Genomic DNA, 16,826 nt, shown 5'->3' with positions numbered 1-16,826 from the left:
CAGTTCAATATATTAGCCGGTTACCTATCCTTGCATGCCAAGCGGCGATCCCTTCGGCCATGCGGGCTAGAGAACACCGTGACGCTCGAACACCGAGCGCAAGCTCGCCCCCGCCAGCAATTCTTCACGCGTCGTGTCCTCGGCCTCGATCTTGGCAAGGGCGAGCGTCACCGCCTCGCGGAACAGGCGCTTGGGAACGACGACGACGCCATCGGCATCGCCAAAAATGAAGTCGCCGGGCTCGACCCGCGCCCCAGCGACCTCGATCGGCTCGTCCTTGGCCATCATCTCGGCCCTGCCCTTGGTGTCGAGCGGGCCGATTCCGCCATGGAACAGCGGGAACTTGAGCTCCTTGATGCGCCGAATGTCACGGACCAGTCCATCGGTCAGGCAGCCCGCCGCGCCGCGCACCATCGAGGCCGTGGTCAAAAGCTCGCCCCAGGGCGCGATGCGGTCGGTCGGCCCGTCGCAGCCCAGCACGGCGACCTCGCCCGGCTGCAGACTGTCGATCAGGTCCATTTCCAGCGAGTAGGGGTTGTGGCCCTCCGGCAGGTGATAGCGCTTCATGTAGAGGCCGGTTCGGGCGAAACCGCACAGGATCGAGGCCTCGTCGAGAGGTCGCACGAAGGGCTTCAGGGCCTGGTTCGGAGAGCCAAGCTCGTCCAGCACATCCGAGAGCACGGCCGAATAGAGCTTGGTCCTCAACATCTCCAGATCAAGAGATCCTGCGCGTTCCGACATCCCGTTCCCTCCTGAGCCAGACGGCTTTCGATCGCGCCACTTCTCGGGCGCGTACCGTTCGCAGAGTGCGGCAAGGACCTGAGGCGGGTCCAGTCCCCGCCCGCGCATGCCGGGGGCAGGCCTGCCGCAGGTTCACGGACCGGGGCTCACCAGGGGATCGTCTCGCCCTGCCAGGTGCGGAAGCTGTTGGTTTCAGCCATGCCGGAGGCATCGATCGTGGCGATCAGGCCCGCCGCGCTCTCGGACGGCGCGATGTCGGCCCCCCCGCCGCCCATGTCGGTCCGCACCCAGCCGGGATGGAACAGCAACTGCGTGATGCCGCGCTCGCGCACAGCGTTCCCGAACAGCACCATGGTCATGTTCACGGCGGTCTTGGACGAACGATAGGCGATGTTGCCGGACGGGTTATTGCCGATCGAGCCCATGCGGCTGGAGATCGTCGCGATCTTGCGGCTCGCTCCCGCCTCGAGATTCGGCAGGAAGGCCTGAGCGATCCGCAAAGGCGCATAGACATTGACCTCGAAGACTTCGCGCCAGGCATCGAAGTCCATATCGAACGCGCTCTGCCGGTCGCGCGGACCGTAGATCCCGGCATTGTTCAGGAGCACGTCGATGGGCCGGCCCTCGAGCGAGGCCTTTGCCGCCGCGACGCTGTCATCGGAGGTGACGTCGAGTTCCACCAGGGTCAGTGCAGCGACATGTTCGGCCGCCAGTTCCGCCAAGGCTCCGCCCCAGGGATCGCGCGCGGCGGCGATGACATGGTCGCCCCTGCGTACCAGCTCCATCGTCAGCGCAAGCCCGATGCCGCGATTGGCGCCGGTGATCATCCAGGTCTGGGGCATGGTGGCAATCCTCTCAGCTCGGCCCCTGCGATGGGACCATGGCAGTCCCGCCCGCGGAAGGGTTCAGGCCGCGTGGCCGATATGATCTTAAGGCGCGCTGCTCCGACAGAGGGGCAGGGCTAAAATGATGGGAGAAACCAAGGAATGGATCGGCGCCAGTTTATCGGTTCGGCAGCGGCAGCAGCCACGGGCCTCGGCCTGTCTGTGTCCGCGTCGGCGCAGGACCTGCCCCCAGGGCCGATTCGCATGATCGTCGGCTTCGCCGCGGGCGGCTCGACGGATGCGATGGCGCGGCTGATCGGCGAGCGCCTCTCGCAGCGCCTGAACCGCAGCGTGATCATCGAGAACAATGCCGGTGCATCGGGCCGGCTCGCCGCCGAGCAGGTCAAGAAGGCCGCTCCGGACGGCTCCACCGTGCTCATCGGCAACATCGGGCTGGTCGTGCTCGCGCCGGTGACCTTCAAGAGCCTGAGCTATGACGTCTTTGCCGATTTCGAGCCGGTCGTTCGTGCCGCCGACTTCCAGCTTGCCGTTGCAGCATCCCAGCAGGCGGGAGCTGTCGACCTGGCGGGTTTCATCGACTGGCTGAAGAAGAATTCCGACAAGGCCAATCTCGCCGTGCCGCTCCAGGCAAGCCTGTCCCATCTGACCGGCCTGCGCTTCGTCGAGGCGGTCGGCGCCAAGGTCGAGATGGTCGTCTTCCGCGGCATGGCGCTGGCGATGCAGGACGTGCTCGCCGGCCGTCTGTCGGGAGCGGTCGCGACCGTCGCCGACTTCAGCGAGCAGCACCGCGCAGGCACGTTGAAAGTCATGGCCGTGTCGGGGGCAGGACGCTCACCAGCGCTCCCGGACGTGCCGACCTTCACGCAAGCCGGCATCAAGGGCTTCGAGAGCAATGGGTGGAACGGCTATCTACTGCCGAAGGGCACGCCCCAGGCGATCGTCGAGCTCTACAACCGCGAGATCTCCGCGATCGTCGCCTCGCCCGAGATCGCCCAGCGCTATGAGCAGCTCGGTTTCGTCGCGCCCGAACCCAATACCCCGGCGCAATTCGCCGCGACGATCAAGGCCGGCATGGACGCCTGGCGGCCGCTGGTCGCGGCCGCGGGGCTGCAGCAGTAAGGCAATTGCGGGGAGGCGTTCAGCCTTCCCGCTTCCCGTAGCCCCCGGCCGTCGGCGTGATCACCGTCACCGCCTCGCCGGCCTCCAGCCAGGTCTGGTCCGAGGGCTTGAGCTCCTCGACCTCGCCCGACAGCCGCCGCACCAGCGTCTTGCCCAACTGGCCGGGCTCGCCGCCCTTCACGCCGAAGGGCCGGACCTTGCGATGGGAGGCGAGGATCGCGCAGTCCATGCCGGTCCGGAAGCGGATGGTGCGGCTGGTGCCGTCGCCCGCGTTCCACTTTCCGCGCCCGCCGGAGCCGGCGCGAATGTGGAAATCCTCGAGCACGACCGGAAAGCGCGTCTCCAGGATTTCCGGGTCGGTCAGGCGCGAATTCGTCATGTGGACGTGGACGCCCGACGTGCCGTTGAAGCCCGGCCCCGCCGGCGAGCCCGAGCAGATCGTCTCGTAATACTGGTACTGCTCGTTGCCGAAGGTGAGGTTGTTCATCGTGCCCTGCGAGGCCGACATCGCCTCTAGCGCCCCGAACAGCGTGTTCGTCACGGCCTGCGACACCTCGACATTGCCGGCGACGACAGCCGCAGGATAGCGCGGCGCCAGCATCGAGCCCTCCGGCACGATAATCCTGATCGGCCGCAGGCAGCCGGCGTTCATCGGGATCGCGTCGTCCACCATCACGCGGAAGACGTAGAGCACGGCGGCGCGGGTCACCGGCGCCGGCGCGTTGAAATTGTCCGGGCGCTGCTCGGAGGTGCCGGTGAAGTCGACGGTAGCCTCGCGCTTCTCACGGTCGATGGTGATCTTGACCTTGATCGCGCAGCCCTGATCCATCGGATAGGTGAACTCGGCGTCGTGCAGCTTGGTCAGCAGACGCGCCACGCTCTCGGCCGCATTGTCCTGGACATGGCCCATATAGGCCTGCACCACCTCGAGCCCGAACGAAGCGATCATCTTGCTCAGCTCGGCGACGCCCTTGGCATTGGCCGCGATCTGCGCCTTCAGATCATTGACGTTCTGGACGACGTTGCGCACGGGCCAGCGCGCGCCGGTCAGGATCGCGACAAGCTCGTCCTCGCAGAAGCGGCCCTGATCGACGATCTTGAAATTGTCGATATAGACGCCCTCCTCCTCGATCACGGTCGCCAGCGGCGACATCGATCCCGGAGCGGTGCCGCCGACATCGGCATGGTGGCCGCGGCTGGCCACCCAGAACAGGATCTCCTGTTCCGCCTCGTCGAAGACCGGGGTGCAGACCGTGATGTCCGGCAGATGCGTGCCGCCATTGTAAGGTGCGTTCAGGCAGTAGACGTCGCCGGGCCGGATCACCGGATTGTTCCTGATGACGGTCTCGACCGACTTGTCCATCGAACCGAGATGCACCGGCATGTGCGGGGCATTGGCGACCAGCGCGCCGGTCTGGTCGAACACCGCGCAGGAGAAGTCGAGCCGCTCCTTGATGTTCACGGAATAGGCGGTGTTCTGCAGCGTCACGCCCATCTGCTCGGCGATCGACATGAACAGGTTGTTGAAGATCTCGAGCATCACCGGATCGGCCTTGGTGCCGATGGCCGCCTGCTGCACGAGCGCCTTGGTGCGCTCGAGGACGAGATGGTCTTTGGCCGTCAGCTTCGCCGACCAGCCCTCCTCGACCACGACGGTCTGGTTGGCCTCGATGATGATCGCAGGGCCGGCGACGCTCTGGCCGGGCTTCATCGCCTCGCGCCGCACGATCGCCGCCTCGTGCCACTGCCCCTTCGAGAAGACGCGCGTCGTCTCGGCTGCGACGGGCGCGCCCCCAGTCTCGGGCGCGGACGCCTCCTCGAACTTGGCGCCGCCGCCGACCGCCTCGACCTCGACGGCCTCGATCACCAGCGGCTTGGCTTCGTCCATGAAGCCGAAGCGCGCCTTGTGGGCGGTCTGGAAGGCCGACTTCATCGCCTCGGCCCCGCCTGCGGGGACAGCGATCGCGGTGTCCGTGCCGGCATAGCGGACATGGGCACGGGTCAGGATTTCGATATCGCCCTCCGGGACGCCCTGCCCGGAGACCTCCGCCCGGGTCTCGGCGGCAAGGCCTGCAGCCACGGCCTCGACAGCGGCCTGGGCCTTACGATCCAAGGCGACGTCAAGCGCCGCCGTCCGCGTCGAGCGGATCTCGGCGAGCCCCATACCATAGGCCGAAAGCAGGCCGGAGAACGGATGCAGCAGCACCGTCTTGATGCCGAGCGCATCGGCCACGAGGCAGGCATGCTGCCCGCCGGCGCCTCCGAAGGAGTTCAGCGCATAGCGCGTGATGTCGTAGCCGCGCTGGACCGAGATCTTCTTGATCGCCTCAGCCATATTGGCGACGGCGATCTGGATGAAGCCATCGGCGACCTCCTCCGCGCTGCGGCCGTCCCCGACCTCGGCAGCAAGCGTCGCGAATTTCGCCCTCACCGCTTCGACATCGAGAGGCTCGTCGCGCCTCTCACCGAAGATCGACGGGAAATAGGCCGGAATCAGCTTGCCGACCATGACGTTCGCGTCGGTCACCGCGAGCGGCCCACCGCGGCGATAAGCGGCCGGGCCGGGATTGGCACCGGCCGAGTCCGGACCGACCCGGAAGCGCGCGCCGTCATAGTGAAGGATCGAGCCGCCGCCTGCCGCAACCGTATGGATCAGCATCATCGGCGCGCGCATCCGCACGCCCGCGACCTCCGTCTCGAAGGCGCGCTCATACTCGCCGTCGAAATGGGCGACGTCGGTCGAGGTGCCACCCATGTCGAAGCCGATCACCCGGTCGAAGCCGGCCGAGCGGCCGGTTTCGGCGAGGCCGACGACGCCGCCGGCCGGGCCGGACAGGATCGCGTCCTTGCCCTGGAACAGCTCCGCTGCCGTCAGCCCGCCCGAGGACATCATGAACATCAGCCGCGCACCGGTGCGGGCGATGTCGAGCTCTTCCGAGACCTGCGCGACATAGCGGCCGAGGATCGGCGAGAGATAGGCGTCGACCACGGTGGTGTCGCCGCGCCCGACCAGCTTGATCAGCGGCGAGACCTCGTGGCTGACGGAAACCTGCGGGAAGCCGATTTCGCGGGCGATGCGCGCCGCCATTTGCTCATGGGCAGGATAGCGATAGGCATGCATGAAGGCGATGGCGACGGCACGGAAGCCGGCATCGAATTGGGCCTGCAGGGCTGAGCGGATCGCAGTCTCGTCGGGCGCCTGCTCGACCACACCGTCCGCAAGTACGCGCTCCTCGACCTCGACGACCGCGTCGTACAGCTGGTCAGGCTTGATGATTTCCTTGGCGAAGATGTCGGGGCGCGCCTGGTAGCCGATGCGCAGCGCATCGCGAAAACCCTTCGTCGTCACAAGCAGCGTGCGGTCGCCCTTGCGCTCGAGCAGCGCATTGGTCGCGACCGTCGTGCCCATCCGGACCTCGCCGACCGCCCCGGCAGGGATGAGCTCGCCTGCTTTCAACCCGAGATGGTCGCGAATGCCCTGCACGGCTGCATCGCGATAGGCCCCCGGATTCTCCGAGAGCAGTTTTCTGGCATGGAGTTTGCCAGATGGACCGCGACCGATCACATCGGTGAAGGTCCCGCCCCGGTCGATCCAGAAGCCCCAACGCGACGACGACATCCCCACATCCTTCTCGTTCAGGGTCAGCAAGAGCGTTGCTGACGTTTCATCGATAAATTGTCGATGTGTTGTTGACAAGCAGGATTCGGCGGGTACGATCGCAATTGTGACCGGAACATGGCTGAGGGGCCGGACTGTGTCGCGACGGAGGATGCAATGACAGGACGAACCCTGGCAACCGAAGGCGCGTGGCGCGCCATTCCACAGGGGCCGCGCCGATGATCCGCCGCGCCCTTGATGGCCTTTATCTCGCCGCCGGCTACATCGCGGGCCTATTCCTCGTTGTCATCTTCGCGTTGATGATGCTGCTTTCCGCAGGTCGCGAGATCAATCTCAACGTGCCCTCCGGGGACGATTTTGCCGGCTGGGCCTTCGCCGCCATGGCGTTTTTCGGCCTCGCGCACACCTTCAAGCGCGGCGAGATGATCCGTGTCGGGCTCCTGCTCGAACGGCTCGATGGTGCTCCGAAGAGATGGACAGAGCTCTTCACACTGACCGTCGCGGCAGGCTTCATCGGCTACTTCACCTGGCAGACTGGCAAGCTCGCCTATGACTCCTGGCAGTTCTTCGACATGTCGACCGGCGTGATCTCGGTTCCACTGTGGATTCCGCAGCTTTCACTCGTACTCGGCCTCGGCACGCTGCTGATCGCGATCGTCGACGAGTTCGTCATCGTCCTGAGAACGGGCAGGCCAACTTACGAACCCGAACCGCCCAAGACCGTCGAAGAACTGGTCGAACGCGTCGCCCAGGGTGGAGGCGTCTGAGATGAGTCTGCCTGTTCTATCCTTGGTTCTTCTCGGTTTTCTCGTCCTCGTGCTCGCCAGCGGCGTCTGGATCGCCGTCGGCCTCGGCCTGGTTGGGCTGCTCGCCATGTGGCTCGTCACCGACGTGCCGATCGGCCAGGTGCTCGCGACAACAGTCTGGAGCGCAGCCAGCGGCTGGACGCTGGCCGCGCTGCCACTCTTCATCTGGATGGGAGAGATCCTTTTCCGGACCCGCCTTTCCGAACAGATGTTCCAGGGCCTGTCGCCTTGGCTGCAATGGCTGCCCGGCCGGCTGATCCACACCAACATCATCGGCTGCGGCATCTTCGCCGCCGTGTCGGGCTCGTCCGCCGCGACCGTTGCGACAATTGGCAAGATCTCGCTGCCGGAGTTGGCAAAGCGCGGCTATGACGAAAAGCTGAGCCTCGGCACGCTTGCCGGCTCTGGCACGCTCGGCCTGCTGATTCCACCGTCGATACCGATGGTCGTCTACGCGGTCACCGCGAACGTCTCGGTGCTGCAGGTCTTCCTCGGCGGCTTCCTGCCCGGCGTGCTCGTGATGGCGCTCTACATGGGCTACGTCATAATCTGGTCGCTGCTCAACCCGGACAAGACGCCGCCGCGCGATCCTTCGATCCCCTTTATGGAGAAGCTGAAGCAGTCGGCCAAGCTGATGCCCTGCCTTGTGCTGATCGCTGCCGTATTCCTCTCGCTCATTCTCGGCTTCGCCACCGCGACCGAATGTGCCGCCTGGGGCGTCAGCGGTGCCTTGTTCCTGGCCTGGTGGACCGGCACGCTGAGTTGGCGCACGCTGTTCGAGAGCATCATGAGCGCCACCCGCCTGACCTGCATGATCATGCTGATCTTGGCGGGCGCAGCCTTCTGCACGGCGGCGATGGCCTATACCGGCATCCCCGCTGCGCTGGCCGAATGGGTAAAGGGACAGCAGCTCTCGACACACATGCTCGTGCTGGCGCTGACCTGCATGTACATCATCCTCGGCTGTCTGATCGACGGCATCTCGATGATCGTGCTGACGGCCGTGATCGTCCTGCCCATGGTCAAGGAGGCTGGCTTCGATCTGGTCTGGTTCGGCGTGTATCTGGTGATCCATGTCGAGATGGCGCAGATCACACCGCCGGTCGGCTTCAACCTTTTCGTGCTCCAGAACATGAGCAGGAAAGACACCTGGACGATTGCGAAAGCGGCGTTTCCGTTCTTCATTCTCTTGAACGTCGCCGTCGTCATCATCACCAGCTTTCCGCAGATCGTGCTCTTCCTGCCGAAGCTCGCTTTCCCGGACTGATATCTTCAACAATCAACAAAGAGGGAATGACACCATGATCAATCGTAGAAGCATCAACCGGAGCCTGGCCGGCGCCGCTTTCGCATTCGGCGTCAGCGCGCTCGCTTTCTCGGCTCCGGCCTTCGCGCAGACCAAGTGGAATCTGCCCGGCGCATATCCGGCCGATAACCCCCACAGCGAGAACCTCGTGCTCTTCGCCAAGGACGTCGAGGCGGCGACCGGCGGCAAGCTCGTCATCACCGTCCATCCCAACGCCTCGCTGTTCAAGGCGCCCGAGATCAAGCGCGCAGTCGCCTCCGGCCAGGCCCAGATGGGCGAGGTGCTGATGTCGATCCACGAAAACGAGGACCCGATCTTCGGTATCGACGTCGTTCCATTCCTTGCGACGTCGTTTGCCGACTCCCTGAAGCTCTACAAGGCATCCAAGGCCGCGGTGGAGAAGAAGCTCGACAGCCAGGGCATCAAGCTGCTGTTCATGGTCCCCTGGGCGCCGCAGGGCGTCTACGCCAAGAAGGACATCAACTCGGTCGAGGACATGAAGGGCCTGAAGTGGCGCTCCTACAATGTCGGCACGGCCCGCCTCGGCGAACTGCTCGGCATGCAGTCGGTCACGATCCAGGCGGCGGAACTGCCGCAGGCGCTGGCGACCGGCGTCGTCAACTCCTTCATGTCGTCCGGCGGCACGGGCTATGATTCCAAGGTCTGGGAGTCGCTGACCCACTTCTACGACACGCAGGCCTGGATCCCGAAGGACGCGACCTTCGTCAACAAGGCCGCCTTCAACGCCCTCGACAAGGCGACGCAGGATGCGATCCTGAAAGCCGCCGCCGTTGCCGAGGAGCGCGGCTGGAAGATGTGGCAGGAGAAGGCCGGCTGGTATCTCGACCAGCTCAAAGCCAAGGGCATGAAGGTCCAGGCCCCGAGCGCCGAACTCGCCGCCGGCTTCAAGAAGGCTGGCGACACGCTGACCTCGGACTGGCTGAAGAAGGCCGGCGCCGACGGCCAGGCGATCGTCGACGCCTACAAGAAGATGTGAGGTCTGGCGAGGCCCTCGGCCCGCTGACCTCCGCGGCCACCGTGCGATCGCCTTCGAGCGTCCGGCGGCCATCCAATCACCGGCCCCCTCCTCCTGAGAGGGGGCTCCCCGAGCCCCTTCTGACAAGCGACGGAATGCCCGATCCAGCACTGCCCACCGACGATCTCGGTCCCATCGTTTCCTCCGGCCATCTCGCCGCGGGAGCGATGCCGGCCCTCTCGGAGTTCGAGTTCGCGATGAACATGACGGTGCATGCCTTCCAGCGCTGGATGCTGCGCTGCATGACCGCCTCCGGCGTGCCCGATCTCTCGCCGCTCGACGTTCTGGTGCTGCACAACGTCAACCATCGCGGCAAGCCGAAGCGTCTCGCCGATATCTGCCTCGTCCTCAACATCGAGGACACGCATCTGGTAAACTACGCGCTCAAGAAGCTGGAGCGGCTCAAGCTCCTCAAATCCGGGCGCAAGGGCAAGGAAAAGACCGTCACGGTGACGCCCGCGGGCGAGGATGCCTGCCGGCGCTATGCCCAGATCCGGGAGCAGCTGCTGGTCAAGTCGGTGCTCGCCACGGGCCTCGACCCGAAGCGCCTGTCCGAGATCGCGGCGGCGATGCGCTCGCTCTCGGGCCAGTACGACCAGGCCGCGCGGGCCGCGGCGAGCCTGTGATGCCACGAGCCGGACGGCAAGGCGTGCGCTTCAGCTCGCAGCCACCCCCGCTTCGCTCTCAGGCCCGATCCTGACCACGGCGCGCGTTCCGCGGGGCTGCTGCGCATATTCGATGCTCGTCGCCAGGCTTTTCGCCATGGCGCCGATGATCTTTCCGCCGAGCCCCGTGCCCGTGGCCGGCCCCTGCCCCGACCAGCCCACGCCATCATCCGCGACGACGAGCACCGTCGCGCCTTCACCGTCCCGCGACAGTGAAACCTGGATCTCGCCTTCCCCGTCGGGATAGGCGTATTTGATCGCGTTGGTGACGAGTTCGGTGACGATCATCCCGATCGAGACCGCCTTGTCGGTCTTGGTCAGGATCGGCACCGCCTCGAAGCGGATCGTCGGCGTCTGCCCCGTCGCGGACATCGACCGCCCGAGTTCGCCGACGAGGGTTTCCAGATAGGCGGACATGTCGACCGTCCGGACGTCGTCGGAGGTGTAAAGGCTGCGGTGCAGGTTGCCGATCGCGGTGATGCGGGCCTGGGTTTCCGCCAACGCGGCGCGCGCACCGGCATCCTGAACGGCCGACGCCTGCATTCGCACCAGTGAACTCACCAGCGCGAGGCTGTTGCCGACACGGTGATTGACCTCCGCCAGCAGCACCATGGCGCGGTCGCGCGCCTCCCGCACCTCGCGTTCGGCCGCTTCCTTCGCCCGTCTCAACCGCGTCTGCTCGACCGAATGCTCCAGCCCAGACACCAGCAGGACCTCGAAATCCTCGCCGATCGTCTTGACGACATAGTCGACCGCGCCAGCCTTCAGTGCCTGTACGGCGATCGCGAGATCCTGTGACGCCGTGACGTAGACGACCGGCGGAGCACCTTCGGTCGCACGCAGCTGCGCCAGCATGTCGAGCCCGGAACTCGTGCCGAGATCATGGTCGAGAATGACCACGTCGACGCCCCCCTGTTCGATGCGGGAAAGACCGGAGGCCGCGTCGAGTACGTGCTCGACGGCATAGCCGCGCCGGCCGAGAATCTTCTGCACGAGACGGCCGAGCGCGGCGTCGTCGTCGATATAGAGGACGGTGATGGTGCGATGGGGCATCTGAAACGTCGAGTGCCGGCGTCAGGGCGTCTCGGGCACTTGCATGACCGAGAAGAACAGCCCGAGCTGGCGGATTGCATTGGCGAAGCCGTCATAATTGACCGGCTTGGTGATGTAGACATTGGCGCCGAGATCGTAGCAGCGCTGGATCTCGCGGCTGTCGTCGGTCGTGGTCAGCACCACGACTGGAGAACGCTTCGTATGCGCGTTCGCCTTGATCTTCTCGAGGATGTCGACGCCGCCCATGTCCGGCAGGTTGAGGTCGAGCAGGATCAGGAGATGGCGCCCGGAGCTGACCGCTCCCGAACCGTCGGCTCCGAACAGATAGGCCAGCGCGTCCGTGCCGTTGGTGAAGGGAATGATCTCGTTGTTCACGCCGGCGCGGCGGATGTTCTTCTCGATCAGCCGGGCATGGCCCTCGTCGTCCTCGATCATCACGATCAAGACGGGCTTGGCGTTGGTCATGACTGGTTGCTCCGCTTCACTGTCCTGAGATCGGCCGGCAGCAGGATCGTGAAGGTCGTCCCCACTCCGAATTCCGACTTCACGGTGATGTCCCCGCCGAGATTGCGCACCAGCGTGCGCACATGCGCCAGACCGATACCCTCGCCCGGTGTATTTTGCGTTCCCGAGCGGCGGAACAGTTCGAAGATTCGCTCATGGTCGCCGGCGGCGATGCCGCGGCCATTGTCCTCGATCTCGATCTTCACCCAGCCGGTCCGGCCGTTGCGCGTGCGCGCGATCACGTCGAGGGGCCGGTCCGGCGCGCGATACTTGATCGCGTTGTCGAGCAGATTGCCGAAGATCTGGTCGAGCGAAAGGCGGTCGCTGACGATGCTGTCGACCTTCGCATCGACGGTGATGCCTCCGCCGGTCTCGCTCGCCTGGTGATGCACCGCAGCCGCGGCCGCTTCGAGCTGCGCGCCGAGCTGGAGCCGTTCCGGCTTCAGGCTCCGGCTGCCCTCGCGTGAAATCTTCAGGATCGCGTTGATCAGCCCGTCCATCTTGCGCGTCGATGACCGGATGAACTCGAGCGCCTCCGGCACATCCGTCTTCAGGGCCTGCTCCGCATCGGCCTTCAGCTCGGCGGCCTGGGGGCCTTCGGCATCGAAATAGGCCCCGATCGGCTGGAATGTGGCTTCGAGCTCGCTGGTGAAGCCCATGATGTTGACCAGCGGCGCACGCAGGTCATGGGTCACGATATAGGCGAAGCGCTGGATTTCCTCGTTCGCCTTGACCAGCGCATCCGTGCGCTCGCGCACCCGCTCTTCGAGGCCGACGTTCAGCCCCTCCAGTTCGCGGCGGGCAGCCTGGATTTCTCCTGTATACCCGATGATTGTCCAGGCAGCCGCGCCAGCGAGGCCCAGAATGACGATAGCGCCGATGATCGTGACCCAGCGCAGCCGCGTCACCGTCGTTTCCTGCGCCGCGATCGCAGTCGCCAGCGCGGCCTCGGAGCGTTCGAGAATGCGTGTGAAGCCGGCACGCGCCGCGTCCATCAGAACTTTGCCATTGCCCTCGCGAACCATTGCGGCGGCACGGGGGAAGTCCCCGGTTTCAGTCATCGCGACATTGGCAGCGAGCTCCGCCAGTTTGGCGTCGAGGGTCGCCCGCAGCTGCGCGACCTGTGGCTCGACATCAGGCAGTTCGCGTACGGACGCCGCGACGCGCCTGAACCGGTCCTCGTAGTTGGCGAGCGCCTCCGTATAGGGGGCCAGATAGGCGCGATCGCCACGCGAGAGCAGAAAGCCGCGCTGGCCGGTTTCCGCATCCTGGATCAGCGACATCAGATCGGCCGAAGCGCTACGCACCGCGCGGGCGTCGACGACATCCTCGAAGTTGCGCTCGGTCGCCAGAGTCAGCCAGAGCGAACTGACGACGATCACGACGAGCGCGAAGATCCCCGCCGCCATCAGCAGCAGGTTCGTTCGGCGGAATAGCGCTTGGGAGATCGGCATGAACGGTCCGAAGGAAAGGAATCCCTCGATGACCGTTCCCGCGGCGGCCCGCAAGGTCAAATGACATTGCGGCTCTCACCATAAGATGAATGTGCGCGCGGCCGACGACGCCAAAGCGGCGCGCGAGGCTCCCGGAGCAAGGCCGGAGCGAGCGCATGATGCAACCGCGCTCCAGCAGCAGGAGCAGCGGCGCGGCCTCAGAAGCGTGCGGTCAGCCCGATGATCGGCCCATGCTGGATCATGTCGTAGCTGAAGCGCGCGCTCTGGTAATCGACGCCGATGGCGCGATAGCCCGCGGACACCGACCAGCGCGTGTCGATCTGATAGCCGATCGCCGCGAGCGCGTCCCAGTGGAAATCGGAGCCACCCGCGCCGCCCATCAGCCACCCTGTCGCGAACCAGCTCGGGCTCAGGTTCAGGTGCACCTTGAAACCGGCGGTCGCATCGACCCAGGTGGCGCTGTCGTCGCCCCTGAGATCAGGCAGCGGAAATGGCGCGAACAGCGCGACCCGGTTCGACATGTTGAAGAACTTGGCGCCAGCAATCAGGTCGAGATTGCCCCATCCGCCCTCGGCGACGCGATAGGTTCCGGCCGCGAGCCCGAACAGCGACGACGAGTCGAGCTTGACGGTCAAGAAGCCCGCCGGTCCGGTTTGCCGGGTCGAAAGCTTGACGTAGTTCAACTCGCCGAGAAAACCCCAGCTCCCCTTCCTGATCTCGACGACGCCCGCAGCGGCAAAGTTGAGCGAAGGAAGAATGTCACTAAACTTCAGATCGACATTGACCGGAGGAAGGCCGAACAGCGCTTGATCGCCGTTCAGACCCGCCATCCAGCCATATCCGGTGACGGCGATGCTCCAGTCGGACGGCGCAGCCTGCACCATCCTCGGCGGCGCAGCCATGTCGGCAGCAAGTGCCGGCGCCTGCCAGCACGCGACCGCAGACAATCCCAGCAGGCAAGCCTTGATATTCATCACCCCACCTCCCCCGAGAGAAAGCGCCCGACGGCATGCCTCCCGGCCATCGGTGACCGCAGACTCAGCTTTCACCAGAGAATGAACGTCCACGGCGATCGGTCAAGCCTGCCTGGTCACCGGCGGGATTACCCAGGACCCGTCGATGATCGATGGCTTCTTCTCGTCAGGCCAGTAGAGGCGCATCATCAGCAGGAACTTGCCCTTCGGCGCTGGCAGCCAGTTGGCTTCCTTGCCTGCTCCCGGGGATTCGTTCTGGATGTAGATCACCAGCGACCCGTCCTTCTCGAGAACGGGGTTCGTCCGCATGCTCATCGAGTAGCGGTTGATCTTGTTGTCGACGAAGAAATAGTTCTCGTCATACATGGTCAGCGACCAGAAGCCTTTCGCCGGCGGCTGCTGCCCAGGCGCGAAGCGCATCACGTATTTGTTCGCACCGTCATAGGAATGAAACGTCGAGGGCCTCAATGAGGTCGGATAGACGGCGTCCTGCGGCCTGTTGGCCCCGAGGCCGATAGCCGTCACCAGCGCCCGCTGGACATAGTTGGTGCCGTAGTTGCCGGCCTTGACCGTGTAGCCCCAGCCATTGACGTCCTTGATGTCGCCGTCGCTGAACTTGAAATGCAGCATGATGCGATCGACGGACAGTTTGGGCAGCCTCGTCTCCCAGCGGCTGTCGATGGCACTGGCATCGAAGGGCTTGCCCGGCACCAGCCCGATTTTGGCGAACTTCGCCAGAGCCGGCGCATCCTTCGGCGTGGGCGGGTTGCGCTTCAGCAGATCGGCCAGCAGCGTGAAGTATTGCGTGGCCGTCAACTCATTGACCTGATCGCGCACGGACTTCTTCATGTCGATCGACGCGTCGACCTTCCCGGCCGGCGGCGTCCAGGGCTTGCCCTGAGCGCTCAGCGGGTAGAGCTTGAACTTGTCCTGCAGCGCATGGACCGCCGCATAGTCCTGGGGCGTGCCGGTGCAGTAGATGCGCCCGAGCATCCAGACGATGCTCGTCTGCGACTTGAGCTGCTTCATGCCAGCTGGAACGGCGCCTTTCCAGCCCGGGCCGGTAATGAGATAGGTTTGCGCGTTGGTTCCGCTGGTCCGCTTGCCGGGAACCTCGAAGACCTCGGTCCAGCCATCCAGCATCGGAAGCAGGAAGTAGCGCCCCTGCATGTCCGGCGCCTCGATAACCCAGGGTTCATCGCCCACATCGAAGAACGCCGTGGTGTAGAGCGTGTCCGCATTGGGCGCGGTGACATCGCGGAATGATGCGTCGGGGTAGGAGCGAAGCTTGATCAGCTGCCCCATCGGCGCTCGCGTGCCCTGCGGGGCAGCGACATTGGTTATGACTCGGCGCGTCATCTCCATCGTGACGAGCGGATAGCCATAGACATAGGCGTCTGATGCGATCTTGAATGCTTCGACATTGTCGACGGCGTCGACGATCAACCCATCCCAACCAGATGCAGCAGTCGCGAGACCCGCGCCTGCTGCAAGGGAAAGCCCACCGAATGCTGCGCTGCGCCGTGTCAGATTCATCGCTTCCCCCTAGGTTATGAATGCCGTGACTTTAGGACAGACGCACGGCACGGTCTTCGGTTTGGAGGACAAAGTGACGATGAACGGCACAGCCCAACCGATGATGCAGCGGGCCGGCGTCTTGGCCGAACTGCCCGGCCTGCTTCGGGAACTCGGCAGCGACCCTGCTGCGATCTTCGATGGGAGCGGCCTCGATCCCGACAATCTGACGACCGAAACCCGGCTGCCGTTCCGCAATCTCGTCTCGATCCTGGATAGAGCGGCTCAGGCCACCGCCTGCCCTCATCTCGGCTTGCTGCTCGGCCAGCGCTTCACCCTGCAGCATCACGGCGTGATCGGGGCTCTGATGAGCCAGGCGCCGACGCTGCATCACGCCCTGCTCGACTTCGTCACCTGGCAGCCCGGCTATTCCAGCGGCGCGATCGTCTATCTCAACCGCATCGACGAGGATCTGGCTTTCGGCTATGGCGCGCTCGATCAGATCTCATCGGGAACGACCCAGCTCTATGATGCCGTGATCGCCGTCGGGATCGGGATGGTCCAGCAATTGACCGGCGGTCGCGTCGCGCCGGTCGAGGCGCATTTCTCCCGATCCCAGCCGGCCAATGCAGCGTCCCATGGCCGCCTGCTCAAGCTTCCGGTTCGCTTCAACCAGGCGCAAACCTGCCTGATCCTGGATGGCACATCGATAGGGACCAAGCTCACCAGCGCCGATCCGGGACTGCATCGACAAACGCTCGACAGCATTGAACGAGCGATGCAGGCGCGACTCGTCGAGACGGCCCAGCGCGTCCGCCACGCCTTGCGGCCCATGCTCTGTGCCGGCGACATCTCCATGGAAACGGCAGCCTCCAAACTCGGGCTTCACCCGCGGACGCTGCGGCGGCGGTTGAGTGAGGAGGGACGGACCTTCGAAGAGCTTCGTGACGAGATGCGCTTCACCGTCGCCCGCGAGCTGCTGGAAATGACGGACCTGCGGATCGGCGACATCAGCCAGGCGGTCGCCCTCGCCTCACCTGGCGTCTTCGCCGAGACCTTCTGCCGCTGGAGCGGGATGACCCCGACCCGGTGGCGCCAACGGGCGGCATCGCGAATGGTGGGCAGCGCCACCTAATGACGGCCCGCCCATCAAGGAGCGCAGCAGCCATGCGCCGGAGCCCTGCCCGGT

General features: G+C 65.1%; 14 protein-coding genes. 6 read left to right on the top strand and 8 right to left on the bottom strand.

Features of this window, described 5'->3' with window-relative positions; translation table 11 throughout:
* Positions 1–66: 66 nt before the first annotated feature.
* Together VGN82_RS22980 and VGN82_RS22975 are read right to left on the bottom strand one after the other, a co-directional pair.
* The gene (locus VGN82_RS22980) at positions 67–708 is read right to left on the bottom strand and encodes an RraA family protein (RefSeq protein WP_327529400.1); all 642 of its coding nucleotides are present in this window, start codon (positions 706–708) and stop codon (positions 67–69) included.
* 179 nt (positions 709–887) lie between these two features.
* Positions 888–1,583, bottom strand: a complete 696-nt coding sequence (locus VGN82_RS22975; RefSeq protein ID WP_327529399.1) for an SDR family oxidoreductase — start codon at positions 1,581–1,583, stop codon at positions 888–890.
* A gap of 144 nt (positions 1,584–1,727) precedes the next feature.
* Between VGN82_RS22975 and VGN82_RS22970 the strand changes: the two genes are divergently transcribed.
* Entirely contained in the window at positions 1,728–2,705 is a 978-nt protein-coding gene (locus VGN82_RS22970; protein WP_327529398.1) for a Bug family tripartite tricarboxylate transporter substrate binding protein, read from the top strand.
* A 19-nt stretch (positions 2,706–2,724) separates the two neighbouring features.
* On the opposite strand, the gene VGN82_RS22965 is transcribed toward VGN82_RS22970, so the two are convergent.
* Positions 2,725–6,324, bottom strand: coding sequence for a hydantoinase B/oxoprolinase family protein (locus VGN82_RS22965; RefSeq protein ID WP_327529397.1), 3,600 nt, complete (start codon positions 6,322–6,324; stop codon positions 2,725–2,727).
* 218 nt (positions 6,325–6,542) lie between these two features.
* Here VGN82_RS22965 and VGN82_RS22960 point away from each other — a divergent pair, with 218 nt between their 5' ends.
* The 4 genes from VGN82_RS22960 (at position 6,543) to VGN82_RS22945 (ending at position 10,098) form a co-directional block, all read left to right on the top strand.
* Entirely contained in the window at positions 6,543–7,091 is a 549-nt protein-coding gene (locus VGN82_RS22960; RefSeq protein ID WP_327529396.1) for a TRAP transporter small permease, read from the top strand.
* Between the two features lies 1 nt (position 7,092).
* Positions 7,093–8,397: a TRAP transporter large permease gene (locus VGN82_RS22955; RefSeq protein ID WP_327529395.1), complete on the top strand. Its 1,305-nt coding sequence runs from the start codon at positions 7,093–7,095 to the stop codon at positions 8,395–8,397.
* Positions 8,398–8,431: 34 nt separating this feature from the next.
* Positions 8,432–9,433 (top strand): TRAP transporter substrate-binding protein, encoded by a 1,002-nt coding sequence (locus VGN82_RS22950; RefSeq protein WP_327529394.1) that lies wholly within the window; start codon positions 8,432–8,434, stop codon positions 9,431–9,433.
* Positions 9,434–9,567: 134 nt separating this feature from the next.
* Positions 9,568–10,098 carry a winged helix DNA-binding protein gene (locus VGN82_RS22945; RefSeq protein WP_327529393.1) on the top strand — a complete coding sequence of 177 codons (531 nt, stop codon included), beginning with the start codon at positions 9,568–9,570 and terminating at the stop codon, positions 10,096–10,098.
* A gap of 30 nt (positions 10,099–10,128) precedes the next feature.
* Here VGN82_RS22945 and VGN82_RS22940 read toward each other — a convergent pair whose 3' ends face one another.
* From VGN82_RS22940 to VGN82_RS22920, 5 genes are all read right to left on the bottom strand, one after another.
* Complete coding sequence (locus VGN82_RS22940; protein WP_327529392.1) at positions 10,129–11,190, bottom strand: sensor histidine kinase; 1,062 nt, start codon at positions 11,188–11,190, stop codon at positions 10,129–10,131.
* Positions 11,191–11,211: 21 nt separating this feature from the next.
* Positions 11,212–11,655 carry a response regulator gene (locus VGN82_RS22935; RefSeq protein WP_327529391.1) on the bottom strand — a complete coding sequence of 148 codons (444 nt, stop codon included), beginning with the start codon at positions 11,653–11,655 and terminating at the stop codon, positions 11,212–11,214.
* Positions 11,652–13,148, bottom strand: coding sequence for a sensor histidine kinase (locus VGN82_RS22930; protein ID WP_327529390.1), 1,497 nt, complete (start codon positions 13,146–13,148; stop codon positions 11,652–11,654). The genes VGN82_RS22935 and VGN82_RS22930 overlap by 4 nt, the downstream gene beginning before the upstream one ends.
* A gap of 197 nt (positions 13,149–13,345) precedes the next feature.
* On the bottom strand, positions 13,346–14,215 hold the full coding sequence (locus tag VGN82_RS22925; protein ID WP_327529389.1) for a hypothetical protein: 870 nt from the start codon (positions 14,213–14,215) through the stop codon (positions 13,346–13,348).
* A 9-nt stretch (positions 14,216–14,224) separates the two neighbouring features.
* Positions 14,225–15,658: a DUF1254 domain-containing protein gene (locus tag VGN82_RS22920; RefSeq protein ID WP_327529388.1), complete on the bottom strand. Its 1,434-nt coding sequence runs from the start codon at positions 15,656–15,658 to the stop codon at positions 14,225–14,227.
* A 79-nt stretch (positions 15,659–15,737) separates the two neighbouring features.
* Here VGN82_RS22920 and VGN82_RS22915 point away from each other — a divergent pair, with 79 nt between their 5' ends.
* On the top strand, positions 15,738–16,772 hold the full coding sequence (locus tag VGN82_RS22915; protein WP_327529387.1) for an AraC family transcriptional regulator: 1,035 nt from the start codon (positions 15,738–15,740) through the stop codon (positions 16,770–16,772).
* Positions 16,773–16,826 lie beyond the last annotated feature (54 nt).

This window comes from Allobosea sp., assembly GCF_035999205.1.
Classification (GTDB): domain Bacteria; phylum Pseudomonadota; class Alphaproteobacteria; order Rhizobiales; family Beijerinckiaceae; genus Allobosea.
This window is presented reverse-complemented; position numbering and strand designations above follow the sequence as displayed.

What these genes read in the sequence shown, in the direction of transcription:
- VGN82_RS22965 (WP_327529397.1), bottom strand. Translation starts at nt 6,324, where the DNA reads ATGTCGTCGTCGCGTTGGGGCTTCTGGATCGACCGGGGCGGGACCTTC.
- VGN82_RS22930 (WP_327529390.1), bottom strand. Translation starts at nt 13,148, where the DNA reads ATGCCGATCTCCCAAGCGCTATTCCGCCGAACGAACCTGCTGCTGATG.
- VGN82_RS22950 (WP_327529394.1), top strand. Translation starts at nt 8,432, where the DNA reads ATGATCAATCGTAGAAGCATCAACCGGAGCCTGGCCGGCGCCGCTTTC.
- VGN82_RS22980 (WP_327529400.1), bottom strand. Translation starts at nt 708, where the DNA reads ATGTTGAGGACCAAGCTCTATTCGGCCGTGCTCTCGGATGTGCTGGAC.
- VGN82_RS22920 (WP_327529388.1), bottom strand. Translation starts at nt 15,658, where the DNA reads ATGAATCTGACACGGCGCAGCGCAGCATTCGGTGGGCTTTCCCTTGCA.
- VGN82_RS22935 (WP_327529391.1), bottom strand. Translation starts at nt 11,655, where the DNA reads ATGACCAACGCCAAGCCCGTCTTGATCGTGATGATCGAGGACGACGAG.
- VGN82_RS22975 (WP_327529399.1), bottom strand. Translation starts at nt 1,583, where the DNA reads ATGCCCCAGACCTGGATGATCACCGGCGCCAATCGCGGCATCGGGCTT.
- VGN82_RS22915 (WP_327529387.1), top strand. Translation starts at nt 15,738, where the DNA reads ATGAACGGCACAGCCCAACCGATGATGCAGCGGGCCGGCGTCTTGGCC.
- VGN82_RS22940 (WP_327529392.1), bottom strand. Translation starts at nt 11,190, where the DNA reads ATGCCCCATCGCACCATCACCGTCCTCTATATCGACGACGACGCCGCG.
- VGN82_RS22960 (WP_327529396.1), top strand. Translation starts at nt 6,543, where the DNA reads ATGATCCGCCGCGCCCTTGATGGCCTTTATCTCGCCGCCGGCTACATC.
- VGN82_RS22955 (WP_327529395.1), top strand. Translation starts at nt 7,093, where the DNA reads ATGAGTCTGCCTGTTCTATCCTTGGTTCTTCTCGGTTTTCTCGTCCTC.
- VGN82_RS22970 (WP_327529398.1), top strand. Translation starts at nt 1,728, where the DNA reads ATGGATCGGCGCCAGTTTATCGGTTCGGCAGCGGCAGCAGCCACGGGC.
- VGN82_RS22945 (WP_327529393.1), top strand. Translation starts at nt 9,568, where the DNA reads ATGCCCGATCCAGCACTGCCCACCGACGATCTCGGTCCCATCGTTTCC.